The organism is Pseudomonas sp. TWI929 (genome assembly GCF_039673335.1).
GTDB lineage: Bacteria > Pseudomonadota > Gammaproteobacteria > Pseudomonadales > Pseudomonadaceae > Aquipseudomonas.
The window spans coordinates 97,846-116,897 of sequence record NZ_JBDJLK010000004.1 but is presented as its reverse complement, the minus strand read 5'-3'; the positions used below and the strand labels follow the sequence as shown (position 1 = coordinate 116,897).

Genomic DNA, 19,052 nt, shown 5'->3' with positions numbered 1-19,052 from the left:
CGCTGTGTGCCCCAGCAAATGACGTGTCGCTAGATCGTACATGTCTGCAAACTGAAAACTCAAGGCAGACACGATATGTACACAAACCAGACACATACCTCATGAAGCCCACGACCTCCGCCAGGTACGCGGTGATAGCAGCAAAGCCGCGCCAACTGCGGCGTCGCGAGCAATACATGATGTTAATTAGCCTTCCCTGTACATCAGGCTGCACGCGATCGCGTCTTGCAGAACCTGCACCATTGCTTTACCTGTACAAGTCTCCAATATCGACATGTAGTGTAAATTGACATATCTTTCGACTTACCGGCAAACAGCCACCATTCAAGGAAGCACGCCATGGAAGCTCTGCTAATCGCTGTGTTGGGCGTCATCGGCATCACCCTGCTGCTGGTGTGCCTGCAATATGCTCGACAGGGCGAGATATGGGACCTGCTGCAGCGCGACCGTGAACTGGAACGCACCGCACGCATCCACAAGCAGGAGAACCACGAGCTGCGCTCTGCCCTGCGCGCCGAACGCGAGCATGTGAGCCAGTTGCAGCGCCAGGTTCAGCTGCTGCTCGGGCTGGTACCGGAGGCCTGAGGGCATTCGTCACAGCGCACGCGTACACTTGCCTGCGGCACAGGCTCAGGAGTTCGTTCATGCCCTACCCTATCGAGCAGAAGTTGGTGATCGGCGTTGCCTCGAGTGCGCTTTTCGACCTTACCGTCTCGGACGACATCTATCAGACCCAAGGCGTCGAGGCTTACCGCCAGCACCAGGAACAGAACCTCGACGAGCCGTTCCCCAAAGGCGTGGCCTTCCCGTTCATTCGCCGCTTCCTCAGCATTAACCGGGCTTTTCCCGATCAGTTGCCGGTGGAGGTGGTGCTGCTTTCGCGCAATTCGCCGGAAACCGGCTTGCGCGTGTTTCGTTCGATCAACCACTACCAGCTGGACATCACCCGCGCAGCATTCATGTCGGGCCGCTCACCCTACGAATACATCCCGGCGTTCAATGCCTCACTGTTTCTCAGTGCCAATGAGGAAGATGTGCAGAAAGCCATCGATGCCGACTACCCGGCTGGGCGGGTGCTGCCGACGCACATCCATGATGACGAGATCGATACCGAGCTGCGGGTAGCCTTCGACTTTGATGGCGTAATTGCCGATGACGAAGCCGAGCGCGTGTACAAGCGTGACGACAACCTGGATGAGTTTCAGGAACACGAGCGGGTGCACAAAGGCATCCCGCACTCGCCAGGGCCGTTGGCCGACCTGTATCGCAAACTTTCGCTGATTCGCATGCTCGAAGACCGCAAGCTGGCCGAGTGCCCGGCGTACAAACGGATTCTGCGCATTGCGATTGTGACAGCGCGCAATGCGCCTTCGCATGAACGGGTGGTGACGACATTGAAGGATTGGGGCGTGTCGCCGGATGAGTGTTTCTTTCTGGGTGGGATGGAGAAGCCCAGGGTGCTGTCGATCCTCAAGCCGCATGTGTTTTTTGATGACCAGCGCAGCCATTTGCAGTCGCCGGCGGGGGATTTGCCGATGGTGCATGTGCCATTTGGGGTGGCGAACAAGCTACGTTCAGCGCAGCCTCCTGCGCTCAAGGGCGACAGCGAGGAGCAAGATTACCCGCAAGTCGGCGCACCATCGCCCGATGTATGCAAGTGACACGACACGTCACTGATTCGTCTCGATGAGTCATATTGTTGCCTTCCTACTATCAGGCTAATAATTAACTATCTGCCTGGGGAGGCGCGAAACATGCAACCAAGATTCGTTATCGTTCCAGCGGTGCCTATTGAAGGCGAGTCTTTGCGCATTGGAAACCGGTTCTACGCCGCCACTACTTCGGGGGGCTTCGACATCTACGACAACCAGGAAAAAGAACGGTTGAAGCGTGGTTTCATCAACAGGTCGGACGCTGCGGCTGCGTGCGTGAAGATGAATGCAGAATCACGAAACCCCGAAGCGCAATTTCCCTTGCTGCGTACCGACTGAGGCGCCCCACCTCACGCAGGGCGGCTCAGCTGGTTGTCAGTGGACGTGGCCGGTGCCGTGACTTGCCTGTGCCTCGGTCGGCAGAACGCGGACCTGCACTTCTACCTTACCGGCCTTCTCGAACTCCAACGTCAGCGCAAACTGCTCGCCGGCTTTCAGGGGCTCCTCCATCCCGGACAACATCACATGGTTGGCGCCGGGTTGGAACGTCACCTCGGTATGCGCTGGGATCTCCAAGGCAGTCACATGCGTCATGTTCATCAGGCCATCGCTGACGCCTTGGGTATGCAGCTTGCTGACTTGCGCACGCGGGCTGCTGACTGCAATCAGTCGATCGCCATCATCCCCCAGGTTGGTCACGCTGAAATAGGCCGAACCGCCCGGAAGGCCTGCCGGCAGTTCTCGTGACCACGGCTGGCTGACCAGCAACTCGCCGGCTTTGTATTCATTGGCAAAGCTCAGCGCGCTACAGGCGCAGAGAACAGAAAAAGCCATGAGACGGGCAATCATGGGTGCACTCCTTTGTCAGTTGCTTGTTTGCGAGTTGTTGTTCAGCGCAGGCGGCTGCAAACGCTCGGCCTGCTCATCCAGGTAGGTCAACAAGGCGGCAATCTCAACGTCACCCAAGCGCAGGTTGGGCATGGCCAAGCGGTTGTATTGCTCGTACAGCTGCATGGCCAAAGGGTCCTTTTCTGCCAACATGACATTAGGCTCCTTGATCCAGCGGGCAAGCCAGGCCGGGTCCCGTTGCCGTGTCACGCCGAGCAAGTCGGGGCCGATGCTGCGCATCCCGGCATGCTCGGTATCGCCGAGTGTGTGGCAGGAGGAACAGCGGGTGCGGTAGATCTGCTCGCCGACGCTGGGCGGGCGAATGCTTGGGGCGTCGGCATTGCCGTTGGTGTTGGTACTGGCCAGCTTCCAGTTGTGCAGGCTTTTACCCAGCCGGTCTGCCAGTACATAGGGGTTCTCCATGGGAGAGGTTTTCATCCAGCGGCCCGTACTTTGATTACCAATGATCAGGCTGAGGTTATGGTCCTTGGTTTCACCATCATCGACGCCCTTCATGAACAAGCCGAGCTTTTGCCGCAACAACGTGATGTCGTCCTTGTTGCCGGTCAGAAACTGCCAGCCCGGCCCAACCTTGAATTGCTGCGCATAGCGCTTGAGTGCTTCTGGGGTGTCGGTTTCCGGGTCGATACTGATCGAATAGAAGAACACGTCGCGCCCCACACGGTCGCCAAGCAGCTTCTGCACCTGGCGCAGGCGTGCGGTTTCCAGTGGGCATGAGTCTGTACAGGTGGTGAAGATGAAGTTGATAGCCACCACCTTGTCCTTGATCAGGTCATCAAAGAAATGCACCTGCTGGCCATCCTGATTAATCAGCAGGGTATTGGGGAAGTAGTCTTTCCCCCACTGCTGAGCCAGGCCGTTGTCGTTGCTGGCCGCCACCGACCACTGCACGCTAAGCAGCGTAAGCAGCAGCAACCAGCCGTTGAAAGTGCTCCAGGTTTTCCGGGCCATGCTTATCACCCTTGCAAATTGATGATGCGCACCGCGCCACGCCAGTGCGCCTGCTACCGGCCTCCCGCCCAGGCCGGAGTGCCCGGCTGGGCGGGAGGCGACGTGGGTTCAACGTACGGTCACTGGCGCGATGATCACCTTGCCATCGAGTGGCTTGATCGCCACCGTCGGGTTCGCCGAAGGCCCATTACCGGTAGTGGTAACCGACAACCGCCATTGACCACCGCTCAACACTGCCGCAGTACCCAGGCTCAACGGCCCGCTGGTACTCGAAGCCGTGACATCGAGAATGTCGCCTCTTTTCAGCGAGCTGGTACCTGCCAGGTCCCAGGTGTAACGGCTGTTGCTGCGCGGCGTGACGACGGCGCTGGTCACCTTGAGGTTGTGGTCCACTTCCACGACAGCCGGCGTGACTGCAACCGTGACGTTGGCGGCCAACTTCGAAACAGCCCCTCGTGCATCCTTGACCTTGTATTCAAACACCGCGCTGTACGGCTCGCTGACCGTGGCTGGCGGGGTAAAGGTCACCTGGGTGCCGTCGGTGCTGACGCTGCCTTGGCCCGAGTCCGGTTGCCCGAGGCTCACGACCGAGAGCGGCAGGTCGCCATCCGGGTCGCTGTCGTTGGCCAATACCTTGAGTGTGATCGGCTTGCCGGCGGCAGTAGTGCCGCTGTCACTCATGGCCACGGGCAGTTGGTTGTCTTTGTCATCCTCACCCGGGCCCTGGCCATTTTCGTCGCGGAAGTTGGGCAACGCTGCAGAGCTGATGTACTCAACGCCGTCCCAGGTGGGCATGGGCGATGGCATCAACTCGAACTGGCCAGGGTGCTCAAGGTCGAAACGCAGCAACATGGAACTGTCTTCATGCTGGGTGTTGTGGCAATGCTCCATGAACGTGCCGGCGAATTCACGGAAGCGAATGGCAATTTCCAGCTCCCCGGAACTGTCCACTTCCGGCCCTACCCGATAGAGGTCCTTGCGTGCCCATTTCTCCCACGCCGGTGGTGCCTTGCCATCGCGGTTGAGGATGATGCCTTCCTCGAAGTGCACGTGCACCGGATGGCTCCAGCCGTTGCCACCGTTCTTGATCTTCCACACTTCAAGGGTGCCATCGCCGCCGTAACCCGCGTCAGTCGGGCCGGTGGACAGTTGAGGGGCGGCCGTGATGCGCCGGGGGTCCATGGAGTAGCCAAAGCCGCCGTCGGTCTTGATGGTCCAGGGCGCGGTGTCGGTGCCGTCCGAGCGGCCGAACTCGAAGCTGCGGTGGCGGGCCTGCTTGAGCTTGGCCTGCATGTTCGGATCGTTACGATCAATGGTGAGCGGGATCATGCTTTTGCCAGCGGCCTTGCCAGGCTTGGCCGGTTCATAGGCCACCGGGTCCATGCTCAGGTCCTGGCCGCTGTAAGCCTTGACGTTGAACTGCAGGAACTTGCCGATCAGAGGATCACCGTCTCGCCACCTGGGGCCCTTGCTCGTCTGATCGATTACGGCCTTGTATTTCTCGGAAAGCACATCGGCCAGTGACACGGCATCGTCGCTCGGCCCCTTGCCAGTGTCGTGCTCCATGAGGTTGACGAAGAAGATCTTGTCGCCCGTCTTGATCCCATGCTTGGAGAAATTGATGATGACGTCATAGCGCTCGGCGATGGCCATGGTGGGCATGATGCCGTTGTCATCCTTGAGGTCGCCGTTGCCGTTGAGGTCCAGGCTGCCGTCGAACGGAATCGCATGCTCCATGATATTGCCGTCGTTGGCGATCATGTGGAACGGCACCCGGTCGTAGGACACCCCCGAGCCTTTGGGGCCAGGGAACTCGCCAGCACTGCCGCGAATTTCGCGCACCACGGCAATCTTGAAGTAGCGCGACACCGAGCCATTGAGTATGCGCAGGCGATAGCTGCGGGCGCGTACATCGAAGTAGGGTTTGTACAGCCAGTTGACCATCATCTGGTCACCGATAAAGCCGTCGATGTTGAACGGGTTGAACCACAACTGGCCGCTCTGGTCCCAGGCCTTGTCAGCCAGGGTCAGGTTGACGTCATAGTCGCGGTTGCCCCATGGCAGCGCCGAACCGCTGGGCAGGCGCAGGTTTACGCCATCCTCGAACGCTTCGTTGCCACGGTCGAGGGCGCTGTAGTAGTTCATCATCGCCGCGTTGCCCTTGTAGACGTTGTGGGCGGTGAAGTCGAGCATGTGATCGTGGAACCAGTGGGTGCTCATGGTCTCGCGCCAGTCGCCGCGCACCTTGATGCTGCCGTTCTCGCAGGCCTTGAGCCCTGGGTTGCTGTCGTTGACCCACAACGTTTCCCCTGGGCTGCAAGGGAACGCAGCCCGGCGGTCCTGCGCCGTGGTGTTGATGGTGTCATAACCGGCCAGTTGCACGGGCCAGCGGTAGTCGTAGTACTGCCCCGGGAAGAAGAACGCATTGGTGTAGCCATCGCTCTCGGCCGGGTTATGGCCGTTGTGTTCATGCGTGCTGAGCGTATGCAGGCCAAAGCCACCATTGGCTGCCGGGTCGATCGGCAGGGCGTTGTAGTGACGCATCAATATCGGTTGGCCGTAACGGGCCATCAACAGCTTGGGTGGCAGCGTGCCGTCGAACGTCCACAGGGAGTTGTGGTTCTGGATTGGCATGTTGGGGTGGAAACGGATGCCAATGCCTTTGGCCGTGCCTTCAGTGGCCGCAATACCTGCAGTGTTGTGATAGAGCCCGCCAGGGCCGAACTCGCCCTTGGCGTAGCCGTGCATCTGTTTGCTGTCGCGCAGCCCTTGGTTGACCCGCGCACCGGCTTGCGCCGTCTTGATTGCGGCCTGGGGGTAGAACTCGTTCCAACGCTGGTGCGACCAGCCTTTTCCTGGCGGACGGCCCTCTGCGGGGGAGCCCACGGGATGACGGTTGAGGAAGGCTTCGATTTGCACCTTCCAAGGGTTGCGATCCAGCACGTTGGAATATTGCGTCGGGAACGGCAACAGCCCGGGTTGGCGCAGGAAGGCCTCCAGAGCCGCACCCGAGGGGCCACTGCGCGCGACACTGTTGGGGTCTTGCTCGGGGGCAGGCCCCACAGTGGGTACAGGGAATGGAATTGTGCCGGCTTCAACGGTAGGGTCGAGTTTTTCCGGGCCGAATTCCTCGTAAAGCAGCATTTGCTGGGTAAACGGCTGGGCGCCAAACAGCGGGCTGGGCTGGCCATTGGTTGGGTAGTTGAATGAGGTTTGTTGCGCCGGGGGCAGGGCGTTCTCTTTGCGTGGTGTGGTCCGGTCGCCGTATTCACCGTTGGGAAGCGCAAGCGCACCGTGGTTACCTTCAGGCAGCGACTTCAGTGCATCCAGCGCAGCCTGTGCAGCCTGCGGGTCAGCGGGCAAGCGGGTGAACGCCGAAGGGTCGCTTGGCGATGGCGGGCTGACGTCGTCGATTGGCGCAGCTGCAACGTGGCTGGCACCAAGTGCCACCAGCAGCGCTGACGCAATACCTGAGAGTCGGAACACGTCAATCGTTGATCGGCGCTGAATAGATGGGTAGTGCATACGCTCACCTCGCTCATTCCCTGACTGACGGGCGCCGGCCCGCCACTAACACTGGCTATTCGCCACTTAGTTTCGGGAGAGAGCAAAAGTTGCGCCAAGCTGTAATGCGTGGGTGCTGTGCCAATAAATACACTGTCTTTCAGGAAGTTGAGTTTTTTCTCAAGGCTTAATCCAGCAGAAAAAAACTTTAATTGGGTTAGTTAACCCCTTTCTGGGGAATGAAAACCCACAGCGCAATTGAGCTTAGTTTGACAAAGTAGGTTTAGCTGCACCTTCCCTCCTGAGAAATCAGCGCCTTAGCACAAGCCGTTCACACTCATGGCATGGGGAACTCAACCTAGAAACATTTGTTTACAGTTTTTCCAGAGACCTTCCTTACACAGCCGATGGGTTTGCTTACTGCTACAGAGATAGCACTGCCCCTGGTGATTACCCCTTTTACGGTGCGGAAAACCGCACTGCGCCACTTGTTGAAAAACTGCTTACTTCGGTCAGAACAAGTTGATCGGGTACCCTCAGGCGAGAACCGTTGACTCAAGAAGCACAATGGCCGGGGAGCCTAGGTAAGCCACCTGCCGAGCTTTCCGGCCTTAAACCTGCAATGACTTGCGCTCAAGCCACTCCAGCATCAGCTCGCCCCAGGCGATGTCTGCTTGCAGCGCAGCCTTGGCCTTGGCCGAGTCCCGCTTACGCAATGCCTCGAGCACTTCGAAGTGCTTGTGCTTGGCACTGGCCAGTTCGGCCTTGGGCACTTCGGCGTGGAAGGTGCTGAGCAGCGGCCCCATCATCACCCACATGTTTTCCAGGGTCTTGAAGATCACCGGCGTGCGCGCCGCTGCGATCAGGCCGAAATGAAACTCGCGGTTGAGCAACGAAGCCTTCTTGTAATCGACGCTGACCGCCGCCTGGAATGCGGCCTGCACTTCCTCAAGATGGGCCAGTTCGGCATCGGAGATGCGTTCGGCCGCAAGGCCTGCGGCTTCGCCTTCCAGCAGATGGCGAATCAGCTGGATCTCGCGCAGTTGGTTGACCGTCAGCTCCGGAACATAGATTGAGGTGGCGGCTTTCATGTCCAGCGCATGGTCGCTGACCAGGCGGAAGATCGCTTCGCGCACCGGCGTGATCGACACACCAAACTCTTCGGCCAATGCGCTGATGCGCAGGCGGTCCCCAGGTTGGTACTGACCGTCCATCAATGCCGTGCGGATGATGCTGTAGACCCGCTCGCTCAGGTTGCCTTTATCCAGCGGCTTGTGAACTGTCACGCTGATTCTCTCTTGTCTTATGAATGGCCCGGTACCCGCCGGGGTGCGGCTGGGCGATAAGGCATGATACATCATCATGGCGTCCTCGACAGTACAGGGGTTTCTATGCCTATTAAAAACATGATATATCATATTTTAAACCAGCGACTGATGGCACGTACCGAGACCCTGCAACACTCCGCCATCGCCGATGACGCCCCAGCCACCTCATAGGAAGTCCATCATGCCAATCACCGGCGCCACCCAAGTGGTGGTTCACCTGACCTACCCGGCCAAGCACTTGCGTACCCCCTCCTTCTTCAACCCGCTGCTCGAACGCCTGGGCCATGACGCCGTGCTGGTGCCCTGGGAGGTGTCGCCCACCAACCTAGCCAGCGCCTGGGCCGGTTTGCGCGGCATCGAGAACCTTGCCGGGGTGATCGTCACCGTGCCGCACAAACTGGAAGCCGCCGAACTGTGCGACGAACTACAAGGCGTGGCCGCGTCGCTCAACGTATGCAACGTCGCCCGACGCCTGCCCGACGGCCGCTTCAGCGGGCGCATGCTCGATGGCGAGGGCTTTGTCCGCGGCCTGAAAAACCAGGGCCACTCGCTGTCAGGCAAACGCGTACTGCTGCTTGGCGCCGGTGGTGCTGCCACAGGCATCGCCCATGCCCTGCTGGGCGAGCCGCTGGAGTGCCTGGTCATAGCCAACCGCTCCCAAGCCAAGGCCGAGGAACTCGCGGCCCTGTTGCGCACCTTGCTGCCTGGGCGCCAGGTAGCAGCAGGCGCGGCCGACGGGCGCGGTTTCGATGTAGTGATCAATGCCACGGCGCTGGGGCTCAAGGCCGACGACCCATTGCCGCTGCCAGCGCAGACACTCGACAGCGGCACATTGGTCGCCGAAGTGGTGATGAGCCCGGATGTCACTGCCCTGCTGGAAGCGGCCGAGGGCCGTGGCTGCCAAACCCACAAGGGCGTGCACATGATCACCGGCCAGGTCGAACTGCTGGCCGGCTTCCTGTTCGGCCCGGCCAAGCGGCACTGAGCACCGCATCGAGCTTTTCCCACAATGGAGCAACCCATGAACAAGATCGCAATCATCACCGGCGGCGGCTCGGGCATCGGCCTGGCCACCGCACGCCGCCTGCTCGCCGATGGCCATGAAGTTCACACCCTGGGCCTGGGCGAGCCTGAACAACCTGTCGAAGGCATTCATTACCAGGAGCTGGACGTCACCGACGATGGCGCAGTGGCGGATTTCTTCGGCCGCTTCGAGCGCATCGATGCCCTGGTCAATGCCGCCGGGGTCATCGACCACCATCGCGAATGGCAACTCGATGGGTTCAGTCGCGTGCTCGACGTCAACCTGACCGCCGTGATGCGCATCAGCAACGCCGCGCTGCCGGGGCTCAAGCGGGCCCGTGGCGCGGTGGTCAACTTTGCCTCGATGTGGGGCATCTTCGGCTCGGCCAAGACACCGGCCTATGCGTCGAGCAAGGCCGCCATCGGCGAGCTGACCCGCTGCCAGGCCGTGGCCTGGGCCGCCGACGGTGTGCGCGCCAACGCCGTGGCGCCGGGCTGGATCCTCACCCAGCTGTCACGCCGCGCCTATGAGGACCCAAGCCGCTCGGCCGGGATCCTCTCGCGCATACCAATGCAGGCCTGGGGCCAGCCGGAAGACGTGGCAGACGTCATCGCCTTCCTGGTTTCCGACAATGCCCGCTACGTCACCGGCACCACCCTGGCGGTGGACGGTGGTTACTCCATCGCCTGATTCCACCCTCTGAACCGATCGATGGCCGTCAGCGAAACGGTGAAGGCGCTTGACGGCCAACACGCATGATATATCATGCATCACACATGACCGAGATCGTCCACGACCTCGTATAACAATAAACCGTCACACAGAGGTACCGCATGAATCTGGTTTTCGGATCACCCGGCCGCTACGTGCAAGGCCCCGATGTACTCGACGAAGCAGGCCAGTACCTGGCCCACTGTGGCCGCCGCGCCGTGGTAGTCATCGACAGCTTCGTGATCGGCCTGGTCAAGGAACGCCTGGACGCCACCTGCGCCCGTAGCGATGTGCAATTGCACTACATCACCTTCGATGGCGAGATCACCGCCCAGGGGATCGCCGCCCTGCGCCAGTCTGCTGAGCGCTTTGCCTTCGACATGGTGGTGGCGGTAGGTGGTGGCAAGTCCATCGATGCCGGCAAGGCCCTGGCCAACTCCAGCGGCGCCGCGCTAGTGAGCATGCCCACCGTCGCCTCCAATGACGCCCCCACGTCGAAGAACTATGTGGTCTACGACGAGCACCATCAGCTCAGCGAAGTCGGCCACCTGCTCAGCAGCCCGCGCTACGTGCTGGTCGACACACGCCTGATTGCCCAGGCCCCCCGCCCCTTCCTGCTGGCCGGCATCGCCGACGCCCTGACCAAGAAGTTCGAAGCCGAGCAATGCCTCAAGGCTGGCGGCGTCAACATGTTCGGCGCCCGCCCCTCGCTGGCCGGCGTGACCCTGGCTCGGGAATGCTATGCCGTGCTGCGCGAGCATGCCGAGGAAGGCCTGGCGCTGGCCGGCAGCGGCCAGGTGAACGCCGCCTTCGAGCGCCTGATCGAAGCCGTGCTGCTGATGAGCGGCCTGGGCTTCGAGAGCGGCGGGCTGTCCATCGCCCACGCCATGACCCGTGGCTTGTCCAAGGTGCCGGGCGCCCGCGACCAGGTTCACGGCTGGCAAGTCGCCTATGGCCTGCTGGTGCAGCTGGTGCTGGAGGACCGCGAGGCGGCGTTCATGGCCGAACTGCTGGCTTTCTATCGGCGCATCGGCCTGCCTTGCAGCCTGGCCGAGCTGGGCGTCAACCCACCCGACCAGGCCACCTTGCGCCAGGTCGCCGAGCCGACCCTGCAAGCCCCCCATGCACGCAACTTCCTGCGTGCCAACGGCCAGCCCCTACAGTGCGACGACCTGATCGAGGCCATGCGCGCGCTGGAATCGCTGACCCGCTGAATTCCCCTGGCAACACCCACCCTGCGATGCCTGCATTTGGAGGTAGAGATGGCTACACCCCGTAAAACCCTCGAGACCTGGAAGGCCAGCGATTTCGTGCCCAGTGCCGAGACTGTCGCCCACCTGCGTGAACGAGCGAAATTCGTTCGCCTGGAAACCATCCGCCTGATCGAGATCGCCAAGACCGGCCACTACACCTCGGTGTTCTCTGCCGCCGAGCTATTCTCGGCGCTGTACTACGACGTGATGAACCTGCGCCCGGAAGAGCCCAATTGGCCCGAGCGCGACCGTTTTCTGATGGGCAAGGGCCATGCCGCCGTCGGCCAGTTCCCGATCCTGGCCGACCTCGGCATGTTCCCCAAGGATTGGCTGGACGACTACACCCGCCTGGGCAGCCCACTGGGCGACCACCCCGACATGCGCAAGGTGCCGGGCATCGATTTTTCATCCGGCTCCATAGGCCATGCTCTTTCCGGCGGCCTGGGCATGTGTCTGGCGCAACGTTTCACCGGTCACAGCTATGACGTGTTCGTCATGCTCGGTGACGGCGAAATGCAAGAAGGCCAGGTCTGGGAAGCGGCCATGAGCGCGGCCCACCACAAGGCCAGCCGCCTGATCGCCATCGTCGACCGTAACGGCTTCCAGCTCGACGGCCAGGTCGACGACGTGATCGGTATCGAGCCTCTGGATGAAAAATGGCGCGCCTTCGGCTGGGAAGTACACGTCATCGACGGCCACGACATCCGCGAGGTGACCACCACCCTGCGCCGCATCAAGGCCGATGAAAACCGCGACAAGCCAGTGTGCATTATCGCCAAGACCGTCAAGGGCAAGGGTGTTTCCTACATGGAGACCGAGCCGGGCTGGCACCTGGGTTACCTGGACCCAGAAGACGCCCAACGCGCCATCGCTGAAATCGAAGCCAAGGAGATCTGACCATGAACGCCCCCCAGTCCCCCAACTCCTGGCAATACCGTGGCCTGAACGCCATGAACCCCGGGCTGTCCTACCTCTCTGACGGCCTGATCGAGCTGACCCGCGAAGGCTACCCGGTCATGGCCGGCTCCGCCGACCTGCAGTACTCCAACGGCCTGAACAAGTTCGCCACGGCGTTCCCCGACCGCTACATCCAGTTCGGCATCTCCGAGCAGAACATGGTCACCGCCGCTGCCGGCCTGGCCACCTGCGGGGTGATGCCGTTCGTGGCCACATTCGCCTCATTCCTGGGCCTGCTGTGCTGCGAGCAGATCCGCATGGACGTAGCCTATTCCGCCCAACCTGTACGCCTGATCGGCCATCACACCGGCATTTCCCTGGGTTTCTACGGCACTTCGCACCATGCCACCGAAGACATCGCCACCATGCGTTCGATCGCCGACCTGGCGGTGGTCTCGCCCTCCGACGGCCCGCAGCTGGTGGCCGCGATCAAGGCATCGGCCACCTACGACAAGCCGGTATACTTTCGTATCGGTCGTGGCCGCGACCCGATCATCTACGAACACGGCACCACCTTCGAATTCGGCAAGGCCACCGAGCACTGCCAGGGTGAAGAGCTGACCATCATCGCCTGTGGCATCACCGTGCACCCGGCGCTGGAAGCAGCGCGCAAGCTCAATGCCGAGGGCCGCTCGGTGGGTGTGATCGACATGGCCTCGATCAAGCCGATCGACCGCGAAGCGATTCTGGCTGCCGCAGCACGCAGCAAGCGGATGATGACGGTAGAGGAACACAACGTACTCGGCGGACTGGGCGCGGCAGTGGCCGAAGTGCTGGCCGACGAAGGCGTCGGCGTCAAGCTCAAGCGCCATGGCATCTATGACGAGTACAGCCTGATCGCACCGCCCACTCACTTGTACCAGCACTACAAGCTCGATGCCCCCGGTATCGAAGAGGTAGCCCGCGCGCACTTGGCGAGCTGACCCGTTACGCCGTACGGGCAGCGCCAACCCCGGCGCTGCCCGCCTCTTCCGCTCGGAGCCTAACAATGAACAATATGACCGAGACCCTGCCCGCCAGCGCGGCCCATGCCGCCCCCGGCGCAGTCAACCTGCGTCGCAAATCGCTGCTCGCCACCGGAGTCGGTAACCTGCTGGAGTGGTTCGACTGGACCCTCTACACCGTCGCCTCGGTGTATATCGCCGCCGCCCTGTTCGACAAGAGCAACCCAACCTCGGCACTACTCGCCACCTTAGCGGTGTTCGCCGCCGGTTTCCTGCTGCGGCCATTGGGCGGCATCGTGTTCGGTATCCTCGCCGACCGCCTGGGGCGGCGCTCCGTGCTGCTCAGCACCATGTTGCTGATGGCCGGCGCCAGCCTGCTGATCGCCTTCATACCTTCTTACGAGGCCATCGGCAGCTGGGCTTCGGCATTGCTGCTGGCCGCACGCCTGGTGCAGGGCTTCGCCCACGGTGGCGAAACCACCACCTCGTATGCGTACATTGCCGAAATCGCTCCAGCGAAACGCCGGGGGCTGTGGTCGAGCACCGTGTTCTTCGCGGTGGGCAGCGGCTCGTTGCTGGCAACCTTCTACATGGCCCTGCTGACTTCGCTGCTGAGCACCGAAGAAATGCAGCAATGGGGCTGGCGCATTCCCTTCGCCACCGGCGGCCTGTTGGCAGTGTTCGCCCTGTGGCTGCGGCGCAACATGATGGAAAGCGAGCACAGCCCCAGCGCCAGCACCTCGACCGGGCAAGCTCCATGGAGCCGTGGCCAAGTGCTGCAGCACGGTGTACGGCTGTTTCTGTACGAAGCCGGTGCGACCCTGACCTACTACACCTGGGTGACCTCGGCCTCGATCTATGCCATGAGCGTCAAAGGCATGGACCCGCACAGCGCATTCATGATGAGCTGCGTCGCCCAGGTCATCTACCTGGCGTTCCTGCCGGTGTGCGGCTGGTTGTCGGACCACTGGGGGCGCAAAGTCTGTGCGTTGATCTCGCTGCTGGGCATCGCCGCTACGCTGTTCCCGCTGTGGGGGCTTATCTCTAGCGAGCCGTGGACGTTGATGGTGGCGCAAACTGCCGGCCTGATGCTGGTGGCGTTCATTACCGGATGCAAACCAGCATCCATTTCCGAGCAAATCCCCACCCGCTACCGCACCCGAATGTTCGGTGTATGCATCTCGCTGGGGGTGGCCGTATTCGGTGGCACAGCATCGTACCTGACCACCTGGCTGTACACCGAGCAAATCGGCTGGGTGTTCAACGTCTACCTGATCGTGGTCGCATTAATCGCCAGCGCGGTGGTGTTGCTCTGGAAGAACAACCACGGCATCCCGATCGAACAGGTTTGAAGGCGACGTTCAGTAACGATCCATTCTCAAGCAAATCCGCAGCTACTCCTGCAGTGGCGTCGTGTTTGGCGCGACGCTCGCCGTGGCAGGGTTGTGGTACTTCGATCTGATCTGACCCACCCACCAGTACCCGAGCCCTGAAAGGGCTCGCGGCTGAATCGTGCCGCCAGGCCGGTAACCGCTTGGCTATCGAGTGTGGGGTTGCTTATGAACTTCCAAGCGCTGCACATCCCTGGCAAACCATATCCCCACGCCGATTACCATGAGGCATATGAACACAACATCCCAGTCCCTGTGCTCGATGGCTGACACGATGGCCATGAACTGCAGAGCGGCAACCCACCACAGAAACGGCCTGATTTTTGAGTAGCGCATAGCTCACCTCAACGCCCCCAGCTATCAATAGTTTAGCCGAGGCCAGGCGTAGTGCAGCCCGGCCGGGGCAGTGCGTTCCATCGCGGGTCAGCTTAGCGAGGGCCGCCGCCCTGATGGCCACCAAAGCCACCGCCACCACCACCGCCGTGGCCACCACCATGACCACCGCCACCACCCGGCGGCATGAACATCCAGCAACCCGACAAGGCGGATACCAACGCCGCAACCAAGGCTGCGCGGAAAAGGTGTTTCGACTTCATTGCAACGCTCCACAAGGCTAGATCTGCTGCCCACCGTTGGCCGGTTCGGCAGCGGGCGGATTCTAGAGCTGCGGTGTGATGGCATAGGGAAACTTTGCATATCTTTACAGTCGGCCCAGGTGCAATGGAGCAGGAGCCAACCAGGACGCAAGTAGGGTCCTCAACCCAGTGTTAGACGGCACTCTCAGACCTTGGTAGGGCTCAAGTTTCTCTCAAGTTTCTCTGCTTGACGTCGATAGCTCGGATGATGCGATACTGCCATCGATAGCAAAATGCTACCAGCTGACACAAGGACGTTACTTTGCCTCTGCACAAAGCTATTTCCTCATTCAGCCTGCCCGTACTCGGCAGCCGCTGGATGCAGCCACAAGCCCCCACTGTGCAAAACCTGCCCGGTACGCCCCCTCAATGACCTGAACAGTCGCATGGAGCTTGCGACTCATCCTGTCGCGTCTTCGTGCAAACCTGTTTTCAGCGAACACGAGCGAGCGCTCCCGCCTTCGGCAGCACTCTGCTTACCGCAGTGGAAGCCACTAGTTCAACAGGACCGCAAGACACATGAAGCATTCAAGAAGGTCAGCTGGCCGTTCTGGAAAATCAAGGCCTCGCCAGGCAAGCAGCTCCCCTTTCGATGTATTGGTACTGGCGACCATGAGTGCAGGCAAGACATCCTTCATCAATGCCCTGATTGGGCAGGAGCTGCTGCACACCGCCAACGAAGCCACCACTGCCTGCATGACCCGCGTCGAACACCGCCAGGGCGCGCGTGCCTTCGATGGCGCCTGTTACTCGCACGCAGATCAGGAGCTGGCACGCCTCAAGGACACCTCAGCTGAAACCCTTCGTGACTGGAATGCCAACAGTGACGTAAAGCGGATCAGCTTGAAAGGCAGCTTCAAGATCGTGCCCAGCCCCGCACCTGGGTTGGTGTTGCATGACACGCCCGGCCCGAACAACAGCCAGGACCCCAAGCATGCTGAGCTGATGCTGGAAGCGATCCGTACCATTTCCTTCAAGGCGCTTTGCTATGTGCTGAACGCCAGCCAATTGGGCACGCAGGACGATCGCGCGCTACTTGAGCAGATACGGGATGAACTCGCGTCCAGGCCTGGCCACCCGATTTATTTCATTCTGAACAAGGTCGACCTGCTCGACCCTGATATGGGTGAAACCATTGATGAGTATGTCGCTAAATCCCACCGCTACCTCACGGCCGTCGGCTTTGAGCAACCAATCATCATCCCGACCATGGCCAACCTCGCACTGTATGCCCGCAAAGCCCTCAAGGCCCAGGCCTTGACCCGCTCACAGCGCCTGAGGCTTCACCAGGCGCTTGCCGACCTGCAAGACAACAAGCGCTCGCTACTGCATGCCACGGTGGTGCCAGACACCATCAAGAAAGGCGTGTTCAAGGCGCTGAACAGCCTGGAGCGGCAACGCCAGCTCAATGCGCTGGACGAGCAGGCCTGCGAAAAAAACGATTTGCAGCAACTGGTGGCCATCAGCGGTTTGAAAACCGTTGAAGCCCTGATCAAACACCAACGTCAGTCGATCAAGAACCCATGAACCGCATCCATATCACGCACAACCCCTTCACCGTCGAAACGACTTTCTCGATCAACGACCAGGCTCCGGCAGAAGGCTGCAAGCTGTCGAGCTACAAGGAGTCGCGCCTGCAACTGTGGGTAGAGAAGCTGTTTGACGAATTGAGCGACCTGTTCAATGGCGACAATCGCTTCCATGTTGCGTTCACCGGTGTGGAGTCTGACTTCCTGGATATCCAGGAAGCCGCCAACGTGGCCATCGCCAATGGCATGGAAGTGGAATTGCAGTGGCACCAGACCGTGCCGACCGAACAGCGCCTGGAACAGATTCGCGCCCTCATGAGCGAGGCTCGCGAACACCCTCAGTTCGATCAGTTCATCAAGGACAATGAACAGATTCGCATATCCATCCACGAGGCGTTCAACCGCGATTTCGACGTGTATGTAGTAGCGACCATGTCCTCGGGCAAGTCGACACTGATCAACGCCATGTTGGGCCGTGACCTTCTCCCGGCCGCGAACGAAGCGACTACCGCGACCATTGCACGGATCACTGATAATGATCAGATGACCGACCGCTTTGCAGCCAAGCGTTACAACCGCAACGAAGTTGAGGTGGACATGTCAGACGATGTCGACCTGGAATGCCTCAAGGAGTGGAATCAGCTAGAAGACACCCAGCTGATCGATATCGAGGGCAACATCGTAGCGATCCGCGAGCGTGAAGACGTGCGCCTGGTGCTGACCGACACCCCCGGCCCCAACAACAGCCAGGACGAAGAGCACCAACTTAAGACCATGAGCTTCATCCAGGACTCCAAGCGCAACCCGCTTATCCTGTATGTGCTGAATGCCACCCAGTTGGGCACCAACGATGACCGCAACCTGCTTGGCCTGGTCGCAGAAACCATGCGCAAGGGTGGTAAGCAGAGCAAGGACCGCTTCATTTTCGTGATCAACAAGATGGACGTGTTCGACCCCGAGAACGGCGAGAACATTCCGTCCGTTCTGGAGAGGGTGAACCAGTACCTGACCAGCAATGGCATCCAGAACCCGCTGATTTATCCGGTATCTGCCAACCTGACGCGCCTGATTCGCAAACCGAACGACCTGCATACCCGCAAGGAACGCAACGAACACAAGTCCATGGCAGACATGTTCAGCGAAGAGCCGAGCATGAACATGCTGCAGTACATGCCGATCACGTCCCGCGTGCGTCGTTCGCTGCAGGACAAGCATTACTCCCCACTGCTGCTCGCCAGCGGCTTGCCGGCAGTCGAGGCGATGATCGATGAGTACATCGACAAATACAACCTGCCGCATCGCCTCAAGCGTGCATACGAAGCGCTGGGCCATGCCATCCGGGTGGGCTTGAACGAGACAGCGCTGATCGAACAATTGCAACAGGATGAAAGGACACTGGCGCATCTGAACGAAGAAATCATGGGGCTGCAGCAGCGCCAGGAGAAAGGCTTCGATACGGCGGCCTACAAGGACAGGTTGGAACGTGAGGGTAAGGCGCTGCCCCGAGACACAGAGCTTGAGTTGGCCAGGCTGGAGGCCTTTATTGGGCCAGTTATCAAGAACATGAGCGTAAACTTCATGCAAAATGATGTTCGGGTGAGCATCGCTGAAGCGCGCGTTCAGGAAGCTGAAGAACTCTTGCAGTTCCATCATCGCAAACTGGTAAACCAGTACGAAGCTGTTTTCGACTCCAGCCAGGAGCTCATTCGACAAGATTTGCATGCCGAGTACCAGCGCTATATCGCTGAGATATTCCAAGGCACAGAGAGCTTGAACCTGCCAATTTTCGATGGGCTCAAAAAGGCGGCTTCTAATATTTCGTTCAATCTCTCCGTACAGCAGGGCGATATCCAGGAGAAGCGTGTTGTCATTGGTACCCGGGAAGTCAGTGACAGCACTTGGTGGAACCCCTTCTCCTGGGGCTCGACCAGAACGGTGCGTGATTACGGCACCGAAAACTATGTCGACCTAGAGAAACTCTGGAAGGAGCGCGGCATTCGGATTCAGTCTGAGTTCACTCGACTGGTCGATAGCGCGCGCCAAGAGATAGAGGCAGGGAAAGATCGCCTGATCGAACAATACGTCGCATTCATGACCCGAGAGTTTGATCTGAAATTTGCCGAACTGCTCACGTCCTTGAGCACGAAAACCACAGACCGAAACGCCCGTGAAGTGGCCGTTGCCGAAGCCAAGGCCTTGCGTACGTGGATCGACAATTTCAAAAACAAGCTCGACAGCACATTGGCTATCTAAGGAGGCCCCGC

At 60.2% G+C, this 19,052-nt stretch carries 16 protein-coding genes; 11 read left to right on the top strand and 5 right to left on the bottom strand.

The features are described from left to right. Window positions 1–339: 339 nt before the first annotated feature. From ABE456_RS03650 to ABE456_RS03640, 3 genes are all read left to right on the top strand, one after another. Window positions 340–585 carry a hypothetical protein gene (locus ABE456_RS03650; protein ID WP_346642745.1) on the top strand — a complete coding sequence of 82 codons (246 nt, stop codon included), beginning with the start codon at window positions 340–342 and terminating at the stop codon, window positions 583–585. A 59-nt stretch (window positions 586–644) separates the two neighbouring features. Next, window positions 645–1,661: a 5'-nucleotidase gene (locus ABE456_RS03645; protein ID WP_346642744.1), complete on the top strand. Its 1,017-nt coding sequence runs from the start codon at window positions 645–647 to the stop codon at window positions 1,659–1,661. Between the two features lie 93 nt (window positions 1,662–1,754). Then, window positions 1,755–1,991 (top strand): hypothetical protein, encoded by a 237-nt coding sequence (locus ABE456_RS03640; RefSeq protein WP_346642743.1) that lies wholly within the window; start codon window positions 1,755–1,757, stop codon window positions 1,989–1,991. A gap of 36 nt (window positions 1,992–2,027) precedes the next feature. Here ABE456_RS03640 and ABE456_RS03635 read toward each other — a convergent pair whose 3' ends face one another. The 4 genes from ABE456_RS03635 to ABE456_RS03620 all read right to left on the bottom strand — a co-directional run bounded on the left by ABE456_RS03635 (window position 2,028) and on the right by ABE456_RS03620 (window position 8,302). Continuing rightward, window positions 2,028–2,501, bottom strand: coding sequence for a copper chaperone PCu(A)C (locus ABE456_RS03635; protein ID WP_346642742.1), 474 nt, complete (start codon window positions 2,499–2,501; stop codon window positions 2,028–2,030). A gap of 15 nt (window positions 2,502–2,516) precedes the next feature. Continuing rightward, complete coding sequence (locus tag ABE456_RS03630; protein WP_346642741.1) at window positions 2,517–3,512, bottom strand: SCO family protein; 996 nt, start codon at window positions 3,510–3,512, stop codon at window positions 2,517–2,519. A gap of 108 nt (window positions 3,513–3,620) precedes the next feature. Further along, window positions 3,621–7,037, bottom strand: coding sequence for an Ig-like domain-containing protein (locus ABE456_RS03625; protein ID WP_346642740.1), 3,417 nt, complete (start codon window positions 7,035–7,037; stop codon window positions 3,621–3,623). Window positions 7,038–7,627: 590 nt separating this feature from the next. Continuing rightward, window positions 7,628–8,302: a GntR family transcriptional regulator gene (locus ABE456_RS03620; RefSeq protein WP_346642739.1), complete on the bottom strand. Its 675-nt coding sequence runs from the start codon at window positions 8,300–8,302 to the stop codon at window positions 7,628–7,630. 223 nt (window positions 8,303–8,525) lie between these two features. Here ABE456_RS03620 and ABE456_RS03615 point away from each other — a divergent pair, with 223 nt between their 5' ends. The 6 genes from ABE456_RS03615 to ABE456_RS03590 all read left to right on the top strand — a co-directional run bounded on the left by ABE456_RS03615 (window position 8,526) and on the right by ABE456_RS03590 (window position 14,585). Then, window positions 8,526–9,329, top strand: a complete 804-nt coding sequence (locus ABE456_RS03615) for a shikimate dehydrogenase (RefSeq protein ID WP_346642738.1) — start codon at window positions 8,526–8,528, stop codon at window positions 9,327–9,329. Between the two features lie 36 nt (window positions 9,330–9,365). Then, complete coding sequence (locus tag ABE456_RS03610; RefSeq protein ID WP_346642737.1) at window positions 9,366–10,058, top strand: SDR family oxidoreductase; 693 nt, start codon at window positions 9,366–9,368, stop codon at window positions 10,056–10,058. A gap of 143 nt (window positions 10,059–10,201) precedes the next feature. Then, window positions 10,202–11,293 (top strand): glycerol dehydrogenase, encoded by a 1,092-nt coding sequence (locus ABE456_RS03605; protein ID WP_346642736.1) that lies wholly within the window; start codon window positions 10,202–10,204, stop codon window positions 11,291–11,293. A 48-nt stretch (window positions 11,294–11,341) separates the two neighbouring features. Next, window positions 11,342–12,229, top strand: a complete 888-nt coding sequence (locus tag ABE456_RS03600) for a transketolase (protein WP_346642735.1) — start codon at window positions 11,342–11,344, stop codon at window positions 12,227–12,229. A gap of 2 nt (window positions 12,230–12,231) precedes the next feature. Then, window positions 12,232–13,212, top strand: a complete 981-nt coding sequence (locus tag ABE456_RS03595) for a transketolase C-terminal domain-containing protein (protein WP_346642734.1) — start codon at window positions 12,232–12,234, stop codon at window positions 13,210–13,212. Window positions 13,213–13,277: 65 nt separating this feature from the next. Then, window positions 13,278–14,585, top strand: a complete 1,308-nt coding sequence (locus ABE456_RS03590; RefSeq protein WP_346642733.1) for an MFS transporter — start codon at window positions 13,278–13,280, stop codon at window positions 14,583–14,585. 467 nt (window positions 14,586–15,052) lie between these two features. Here ABE456_RS03590 and ABE456_RS03585 read toward each other — a convergent pair whose 3' ends face one another. Beyond that, the gene (locus tag ABE456_RS03585; RefSeq protein WP_346642732.1) at window positions 15,053–15,220 is read right to left on the bottom strand and encodes a hypothetical protein; all 168 of its coding nucleotides are present in this window, start codon (window positions 15,218–15,220) and stop codon (window positions 15,053–15,055) included. Window positions 15,221–15,856: 636 nt separating this feature from the next. On the opposite strand from ABE456_RS03585, the gene ABE456_RS03580 reads away from it, so the two are divergent. Beyond that, window positions 15,857–16,786, top strand: coding sequence for a dynamin family protein (locus ABE456_RS03580; protein ID WP_346642791.1), 930 nt, complete (start codon window positions 15,857–15,859; stop codon window positions 16,784–16,786). Then, a complete protein-coding gene (locus ABE456_RS03575) occupies window positions 16,783–19,041 on the top strand; it encodes a dynamin family protein (protein ID WP_346642731.1) in 2,259 nt (752 codons plus the stop codon). The genes ABE456_RS03580 and ABE456_RS03575 overlap by 4 nt, the downstream gene beginning before the upstream one ends. The last annotated feature ends 11 nt before the right edge of the window (window positions 19,042–19,052 follow it).

Excerpts from the sequence above, each read along its gene's own strand:
- ABE456_RS03635 (WP_346642742.1), bottom strand. The coding sequence starts at position 2,501 with ATGATTGCCCGTCTCATGGCTTTTTCTGTTCTCTGCGCCTGTAGCGCG.
- ABE456_RS03630 (WP_346642741.1), bottom strand. The coding sequence starts at position 3,512 with ATGGCCCGGAAAACCTGGAGCACTTTCAACGGCTGGTTGCTGCTGCTT.
- ABE456_RS03585 (WP_346642732.1), bottom strand. The coding sequence starts at position 15,220 with ATGAAGTCGAAACACCTTTTCCGCGCAGCCTTGGTTGCGGCGTTGGTA.
- ABE456_RS03625 (WP_346642740.1), bottom strand. The coding sequence starts at position 7,037 with ATGCACTACCCATCTATTCAGCGCCGATCAACGATTGACGTGTTCCGA.
- ABE456_RS03650 (WP_346642745.1), top strand. The coding sequence starts at position 340 with ATGGAAGCTCTGCTAATCGCTGTGTTGGGCGTCATCGGCATCACCCTG.
- ABE456_RS03600 (WP_346642735.1), top strand. The coding sequence starts at position 11,342 with ATGGCTACACCCCGTAAAACCCTCGAGACCTGGAAGGCCAGCGATTTC.
- ABE456_RS03595 (WP_346642734.1), top strand. The coding sequence starts at position 12,232 with ATGAACGCCCCCCAGTCCCCCAACTCCTGGCAATACCGTGGCCTGAAC.
- ABE456_RS03575 (WP_346642731.1), top strand. The coding sequence starts at position 16,783 with ATGAACCGCATCCATATCACGCACAACCCCTTCACCGTCGAAACGACT.
- ABE456_RS03590 (WP_346642733.1), top strand. The coding sequence starts at position 13,278 with ATGAACAATATGACCGAGACCCTGCCCGCCAGCGCGGCCCATGCCGCC.
- ABE456_RS03610 (WP_346642737.1), top strand. The coding sequence starts at position 9,366 with ATGAACAAGATCGCAATCATCACCGGCGGCGGCTCGGGCATCGGCCTG.
- ABE456_RS03615 (WP_346642738.1), top strand. The coding sequence starts at position 8,526 with ATGCCAATCACCGGCGCCACCCAAGTGGTGGTTCACCTGACCTACCCG.
- ABE456_RS03605 (WP_346642736.1), top strand. The coding sequence starts at position 10,202 with ATGAATCTGGTTTTCGGATCACCCGGCCGCTACGTGCAAGGCCCCGAT.
- ABE456_RS03640 (WP_346642743.1), top strand. The coding sequence starts at position 1,755 with ATGCAACCAAGATTCGTTATCGTTCCAGCGGTGCCTATTGAAGGCGAG.
- ABE456_RS03645 (WP_346642744.1), top strand. The coding sequence starts at position 645 with ATGCCCTACCCTATCGAGCAGAAGTTGGTGATCGGCGTTGCCTCGAGT.